This window comes from Rhizobacter sp. P5_A1 (assembly GCF_056400745.1).
Genome location: NZ_JBFUKR010000017.1, coordinates 109,412 through 116,163 on the forward strand (window position 1 = coordinate 109,412; position 6,752 = coordinate 116,163).

Sequence of the window (6,752 nt, forward strand, 5' to 3'; positions counted from 1 at the left end):
CCTACGCGCTGCGCGCGGTCCCGCCGGGCGGGAGCGAGCCCCTTCGGGCGGCCGGGCGGGGCTCACTGCCGCCCGCGCTCGCGCGCCTGGTCGCGCAGCCGGAAACGCTGGATCTTGCCGGTCGCCGTCTTCGGCAGCTCGTCGATGAACTCGATCACGCGCGGGTACTTGTAGGCCGCGAGGCGCTCCTTCACGAAGGCCTTCAGCTCGGGCTCGTCGACCTGCGCACCGGGCTTGCGCACGACGCAGGCCTTGGTCTTCGTCAGGCCGTCGGCGTCCTCGATGCCGATCACCGCACATTCGAGCACGGCCGGGTGCTGCATCAGCGTCCCCTCGACCTCGAATGGCGAAACATACACGCCGCTGACCTTCAGCATGTCGTCGCTGCGGCCGGCGTAGACGTAGCAGCCGCGCGCGTCGATCGAGTACTTGTCGCCGGTCTTCGTCCACTCGCCCTGGAAGGTCGCGCGCGACTTCTCGCGCTGGCCCCAGTACATCAGTGCCGAGCTCGGGCCGCTGACGTACAGGTCGCCGATCTCGCCGGGCCGGGCTTCATGGCCGTCGTCGTCGACGAGCCTGAGCCGGTAGCCGTCGACGACCTTGCCGCTGCTGCCGTATTGCACGTCGCCGGGGCGGTTCGACAGGAAGATGTGCAGCATCTCGGTCGAACCCAGGCCGTCGACGATCTCGCAGCCGAAATGGGCCGTGAAGCGCTCGCCGATCTCGCGCGGCAACGCCTCGCCGGCGGACGAGCACAGCCGCAGCTTCACGTCGGCGCGCGCCGGCAGCTCGGGCGAGACGAGCATGCCCGCATAGCCGGTCGGGGCGCCGAAGAAGACCGTGACGCCATGATCGACCCAGCGCCTGAACACAGCGGCCGGCGTCGGCCGCTCGGCCATCAGCACGGTCGTCGCGCCGACGCTCAGCGGGAAGGTCAGCGCGTTGCCCAGGCCGTACGCGAAGAACAGCTTGGCGGCCGAGAAGCCGATGTCGTCTTCGCGCAGGCCGAGCACCGGCGTGCCGTAGAGCGCGGCGGTCCAGTACAGGTTCGCGTGCGTGTGCACCGTGCCCTTGGGCCGGCCGGTCGAACCGCTGGAGTAGAGCCAGAAACCGAAGTCGTCGGCGCGCGTGTCGGCCGGCGCGGCCAACGGCGGCGCCTCGAGCAGGCTCGCGAAACGTCGCGTCCCCTCGGGGGCCACAGCATCGCCGGTCACGATCGTCGGGATCGCCAAGTCCGCGACCGCGCTCTGCAAGGTCGGCCACAGTGCGCGCGACACCAGCAGCGCCCGGGCGCCGCTGTTGCGCAGCATGTAGTCGTAGTCGTCAGCGGTCAGCAGCGTGTTGACCGGCACCGGCACGATGCCCGCGTACAGCGCACCGAGAAACGCGATGGGGAAGTCGACGCTGTCGTGCATCACCATCAGCATGCGCTCTTCGCGTCGCAGGCCGAGCGCCAGCAACGCGGCGGCGCAGCGGCGCACCTGGTCGTCCAGCTCGCCGTAGCTGACGCGCTGCGCGTCGTCGATGTAGGCGAGCTTCGCGGCCCGCCCGGCGTTCAGCGCGAGCAGGTGCGCGGCGGCGTTGAAGCGCTCCGGCGGCGGGCTAATCGCGGAGTCGATCATTCGCGACGCGTGATGTAGTATGTTGCATGTTTGCACTATAGGGCTGATCTTCCAACGCGACCCCTCGAGCAAACCCGAACACCCCTCCCGCGTGCCGCCGCACGCATGAAGCGCGGCGGGCCGTTGCCCCTCGATCAATGCAACATACTGCGCCTCTGCTCAGGAGGCGATGGTCTGGTAGGGATACGGCGTCAGCGACACGCTCCCGTAGGGGGTCGTCAGCACCGGCTGGATCGTCGCGAGGAAGTTGCCGGCCGTCGTCGGCGTGCCGGTGATCGCGCCGGTCGAGGCGTCGAGCGCCAGGCCTGGCGCCAGCGAGCCGCCGGCGAGCTGGTACGACCAGACGACCGTGGTGTCCGTCGGCGCGACCCAGCCGTTGGACACGATCTGCGGCAGATCGTTGATGGCGGCGCCCAGCCTCACGGAGACCTGGTGCGCGCCGTACCACGCGGTCGGCGCAATCACGGTCACCGAGGCGGTGGTGTCGAAGCTGCCATCCGCATCTTCGGCGCGGACCTTGTACCCGAAAGTGAACGTGCCCACCTGGGTCGGCCGGCCGGAGATCGAGCAATCGTTGTTGATGTGCATGCCGGCCGGCAGCGCGCCGGAGTTCTGGTCGCAGCGCTGATCGTGGCCGTCGAAGCCGCTCAGGTGCGGCTGGATGGTCGAGACGCGGAAGACGCTGACGGGGTCGGACGGGAAGCTGACCGAGACGTACAGGTCTTTCGAGCCACCACCGCCGCACGCGGTCATGGCAAGGGCGACGCATGACAGCAGCGTCGCGGCGCGGAGTTTGAACGACAACATGGAATCTCCCTGAGGTTTTGATGTGTGCCGCGACGCTCTCTGTGGCGCGGGCGCTTGTCGGGCGGGCGAATGTAGCAGCGCGCCAGCCCGTGCAGGGGGGCGATGCTGCCTACAATTCCACGCGAGCCGATCCGGCCGTTGCAGCGAGCCAGCACCTTCAATGACCCGTCGCGAATGGACCATCGGCCTGCCGATCGTCGTGGTGATGATGCTGTGCCTGGCCGCCTACCTGCGCGGCATCGCGCTGGGCAACGATGCCGGCGCGCTGACCAGCCTGCGCGTGTTCGGCGCCGCCGACGCGCAGAAGGTCGCGGCGGTCATCGGCAGCCGGCTGCATGTCTTCGATGCCGATGGCCGGCGCCTCGCCGATCAGGACATGCGCGCGCTCGGTTTCAGCGAAGACCCGAACGACATGGACTGGACCGTCGACGCCCAGGGCCTGACCGAAGCCTGGTTCTTCGAAGACACGACGCCGCGCGTCGTGCGCTGCGTCTGGATTGAGGCGCAGCATCGGCTCGCGAACTGCGCGAGCGCGATCGCCGGCGCGAAGCTGAAGGTCAACGCGGGTTCGCGCGCCGTGCACCTCGCGGTCGATCGGCCGGGAGAGCGGGTCTTCGTCACCGACGCGAGAGGCGGCGCGGTGCAGGTCTTCGACTTCCGCGGCGAGCGACTCGCGAAGTCGGATGCGGGCGAGGTTGCGCTCGATTTCCCGAACCGCATCCGCTACCTCGGAAACAACACGCTGCTCGTCGGCGACAACGACAACGGCCGCGCGGTCTGGCTCGCGGCCGAACCGGGCCGGCCGATCCGGCTGCCGAAGACGCTCTACGCGCAAGACCACGGCGGCGCGCGCCTCGCCCACTCGAAGGTTACCGACGTCGCGATCTCGCCGACCGGCACGTTGTGGATGCTCGCGATGCGCTTCGGCCAGGCGGATGGCGACATCCTCGTTTTCGACGCCGACCACAAGCCGGTGCGCCGCGCGGCGCTGCGGGGCGATGCCGATCCGTTGATCGTCGAGCCGCTCGGTGATGCGCTGCTGGTCGGTGACTTCTCCCCGCCGCGGCTGTATCGCGTCGATGCGCAAGGTGGGCTGCTCGACGACTTCGGCGACGCCGCCTTTCGCGCCGATCTGCTGCCACTGCAGGCGCAGGCCGAACACGCGGCGCTGTGGACGCGCGGGGCGGCCATCGTCGCCGTCGTGACCTTCGTGCTCGGCATGCTGCTCGCGTGGCGCTTCAGCGAGCGGGCGGTGCCGCCCGGGCGCATCGACGCGGCGGCGCGGGCGCGCATCGAGCGCGCGCGGGCCGCGGCGGCACCGCTGCGGTTCCCGATCGTCATCGAGCGCTCGACCGGGTATCTGAGGCAGGAGCGCCGCTTGTTGTGGGCCATGGTCGCGCTGACGCTGGCACTGTTCGGTGGCATCGCGTGGATCCTGATCACGACCGGCAAGCGCATCGATTTCTCTCAGATCTCCTGGCGGGTTTGGGCACAGACCATCGGCGTGGCGGCCTGGATGCCGATCGCGATTGCATGGACGTACTGGTTCGGCGGCCGACGCTCGCTGTACGTGACCCAGGACGCGGTGCGCTGGCTCAGCGGCGAGCGCACGGTCGCCGAGGCGCCGCTGCGCGAGGTGCTCGCGTCGAGCAACGCGCTGTTGATCGGCGCGCGGATGCTGATGACTTGCCAACGCACGCGTGTCGGCAAGGCCGGCACCCCGATGTTCGACGCATCGCTGATCGAGCAGAGCATCCTCGCCCGGTTGCCGCCTGAGAACTTGGTCGACAACGCGGCGCTGACCCGCGAGATGCTGAAGCGCAATGTTTGGCTCAAGGCCCTGGTCGTCGCGGCAATCGTCTCCGGGATCGCGATCATCGGGCAGATGCTCTACAAGGCGCTCGCGTGATGCGCGGGGCGGCGGGACCATGACCCCGCTCGACCTGATGGCCGCCCCGGGCTCCCTGCACACCGAACGGCTGCGCCTCGAAACCCCGCGCGCCGAGCATGCGGCGGCGTTCGCCGACGGCGTGGCCGCGACGATGCCCGCGCTCGCCTACGTCGCCTGGGGCCTCCGCCCGCGCGACGCCGAATGGGCGCGGCGCTTCTGCGAAGACGACGCGCGCAGCGTCGCCGCCGGCGAGGACCTCGTCTTCCATGTCTTCGAGATCGCCGATGGCGGCTGGGTCGGCCGCATCGACGTGCACACGATCGCGTTCGAGGCCTCGCGCGGCGAGATCGGCTATGTCGGCGATGCGCGGCGTGCCGGCCGCGGGCTGATGCGCGAGGCGGCGCTGGCGGTGATCGGGTTGTGCTTTCGACTCGGTTTCGAGCGCATCGAGGCGATGAGCGATGCGCGCAACACGCGCGCGTTGCATTTTGCCGAGCGCCTCGGGATGGCGCGCGAAGGCGTGCTGCGCTGCCATGAGCGCGACCCGCACGGGCAGCTCTGCGACATGGTGCTGTACGCGGTCCTCAAGCGCGACGTGCCCTGATCGGCACAACGGTACGATCGCGCCGGTCACCCAAAAGGCAGGCATGCGATGGAAATGGATCCGAAGGACATCGTCGAAACCGCGAAGGCAAGCACCGCGCCGCCGCGCGAGTCGGGCGAAGCGCGCGCCGCTGCGCTGAACGCCGCGGTCGCGATCACGGTCGCCGTGCTGGCGACGTTCATGGGCATCTGCAAGGTCAAGGACGACAACATCGTCCAGGCGATGCAGCAGGCGCAGGCCGACAAGGTCGACCACTGGGGCTATTACCAGGCCCGCAATCTGCGGCAGGAGGTCGCCGAGGCCACCGCGACCCAGCTCGATCTGGCGCGTCAGGGCACCCAGCCGTCGAACCCCGAGGCCTACGACGCGGCGATCGCGAAGTACCGCAGCCTTGCGCAGGACCAGGCAAGGAAGAAGGACGAGGTGCGCGCGCAGGCCGAGCAGGACCAGAAGACCTACGACGCGCTGAACTACCGCGACGACCAGTTCGACCTGTCGGATGCACTGATCGCCGTCGCGATCGCGATGCTCGCCGTGACGGCGCTGACGCGCCTGTGGGCGCTGTACTGGGCCTCGCTCGTGCCGACCGGCTTCGGCCTGCTGATGGGCGTTGCAGGCCTGGCCGGATGGCCGATCCACCCGGAGGCGCTGGTCAGGCTGCTCTCGTGAGCCGGGCGTCGGCCGCGCGCGCTCAGCGCTGGTAGGTCTTGATCACCGCCGCGTCGTCGAGCTCGCCCCAGCCGCGCGTGACCGTCTCGCGCAGGCGTGCGAGCGCCGCGTCGCCGAGCGGCGTCGCGTGGGCCACGCTCGCGGCCAGCGCGGTCGCGAGGCCGAGATCCTTGGTCAGGATGTGCGCGGCGGCGCGCGCCGGCGCGTAGTCTTCAACCAGCGCCCGCGCCATCCGGTCCTCGAACATCCACGAGGCGCCGCTCGACGCGCGGACGATGTCGAACACGACCGCCGGGTCGAGCCCGACCTTCGCGGCGAGCGCGAGCGCCTCGGCGCCGGCCACCAGGTGGATGCCGGCGAGCAGGTTGTTGACGAGCTTGGCTTTCGCGGCATCGCCGATCGTCTCGCTGACGACGAAACGCCTGTCCGCCAGGTCGGCGAGCAGGGTCTGCCACGGTGCAAGCGCCGCCGCGGGTGCGGCGAGCATCGTGCTCATCGTGCCGGCCAGCGCGCGCGCCGGGCCGCCCGAGATCGGCGCATCGATCGTCGCGATGCCGTGCGTCGCGAGCTGTGCCGCGAAGCGTTCGGTGTCGTGCGGCGCGATCGTCGAGCACAGCATCACCGTCGTCGCGCCGCCGCGGGCCTGCACCACACCGTCGGCGCCGAACAGCACGTCGTCGACCTGCGCCGCGTCGACGACGACGACGATCGCGATGTCGCTCTGCGCGGCGAGCGCCTGCGGCGAAGTGCAGACGCTCAGCCCGAGCGCGCGCGCCTCGGCGTCGGCGGCGCGGCGCACATCGCGCGTGCTGACCTGCCAGCCCTTCGCGCGCAGGTTGCGCGCCATCGCCATGCCCATCGCGCCGACGCCGATGACGCCGACCCGGGCGCTGCGCATGACGCCGCTCAGCCCGGCTGCTTGGTCGTGCGCAGGTAGGGCTTGATGGTCTTGAAGCCCGGGAAGGAGGTCGCGGCCTCTTCGTTCGAGACCGCTGCGGTGATGATCACGTCGTCGCCCTGCTTCCAGTTCACCGGCGTGGCGACCTTGTACTTCGCGGTCAGCTGCATCGAGTCGAGCACGCGCAGGATCTCGTCGAAGTTGCGCCCGGTCGTCATCGGGTAGGTCAGCATCAGCTTGATCTTCTTGTCCGGGCCGATC

At 69.9% G+C, this 6,752-nt stretch carries 7 protein-coding genes; 3 read left to right on the forward strand and 4 right to left on the reverse strand.

Annotated features, from left to right (window positions below; all coding sequences use genetic code 11):
• Positions 1 to 62 precede the first annotated feature (62 nt).
• On the reverse strand, positions 63 to 1,622 hold the full coding sequence (locus AC1DTW_RS18625) for a benzoate-CoA ligase family protein (protein WP_477982811.1): 1,560 nt from the start codon (positions 1,620 to 1,622) through the stop codon (positions 63 to 65).
• Between the two features lie 159 nt (positions 1,623 to 1,781).
• Complete coding sequence (locus AC1DTW_RS18630; RefSeq protein WP_477982812.1) at positions 1,782 to 2,429, reverse strand: putative Ig domain-containing protein; 648 nt, start codon at positions 2,427 to 2,429, stop codon at positions 1,782 to 1,784.
• Between the two features lie 160 nt (positions 2,430 to 2,589).
• On the opposite strand from AC1DTW_RS18630, the gene AC1DTW_RS18635 reads away from it, so the two are divergent.
• From AC1DTW_RS18635 to AC1DTW_RS18645, 3 genes are read left to right on the forward strand one after another with little or no spacing between them, the layout of a single operon-like run.
• The gene (locus AC1DTW_RS18635) at positions 2,590 to 4,338 is read left to right on the forward strand and encodes an NHL repeat-containing protein (protein WP_477982814.1); all 1,749 of its coding nucleotides are present in this window, start codon (positions 2,590 to 2,592) and stop codon (positions 4,336 to 4,338) included.
• Positions 4,339 to 4,357: 19 nt separating this feature from the next.
• Positions 4,358 to 4,924: a GNAT family N-acetyltransferase gene (locus AC1DTW_RS18640; protein ID WP_477982815.1), complete on the forward strand. Its 567-nt coding sequence runs from the start codon at positions 4,358 to 4,360 to the stop codon at positions 4,922 to 4,924.
• Positions 4,925 to 4,972: 48 nt separating this feature from the next.
• On the forward strand, positions 4,973 to 5,593 hold the full coding sequence (locus AC1DTW_RS18645; RefSeq protein ID WP_477982817.1) for a DUF4337 domain-containing protein: 621 nt from the start codon (positions 4,973 to 4,975) through the stop codon (positions 5,591 to 5,593).
• A 22-nt stretch (positions 5,594 to 5,615) separates the two neighbouring features.
• Here AC1DTW_RS18645 and AC1DTW_RS18650 read toward each other — a convergent pair whose 3' ends face one another.
• Together AC1DTW_RS18650 and AC1DTW_RS18655 are read right to left on the reverse strand one after the other, a co-directional pair.
• Positions 5,616 to 6,491, reverse strand: coding sequence for an NAD(P)-dependent oxidoreductase (locus AC1DTW_RS18650; RefSeq protein WP_477982818.1), 876 nt, complete (start codon positions 6,489 to 6,491; stop codon positions 5,616 to 5,618).
• Positions 6,492 to 6,499: 8 nt separating this feature from the next.
• Positions 6,500 to 6,752: thioredoxin domain-containing protein (locus AC1DTW_RS18655; RefSeq protein WP_477982819.1), on the reverse strand; the 253-nt coding region annotated here is incomplete at its 5' end.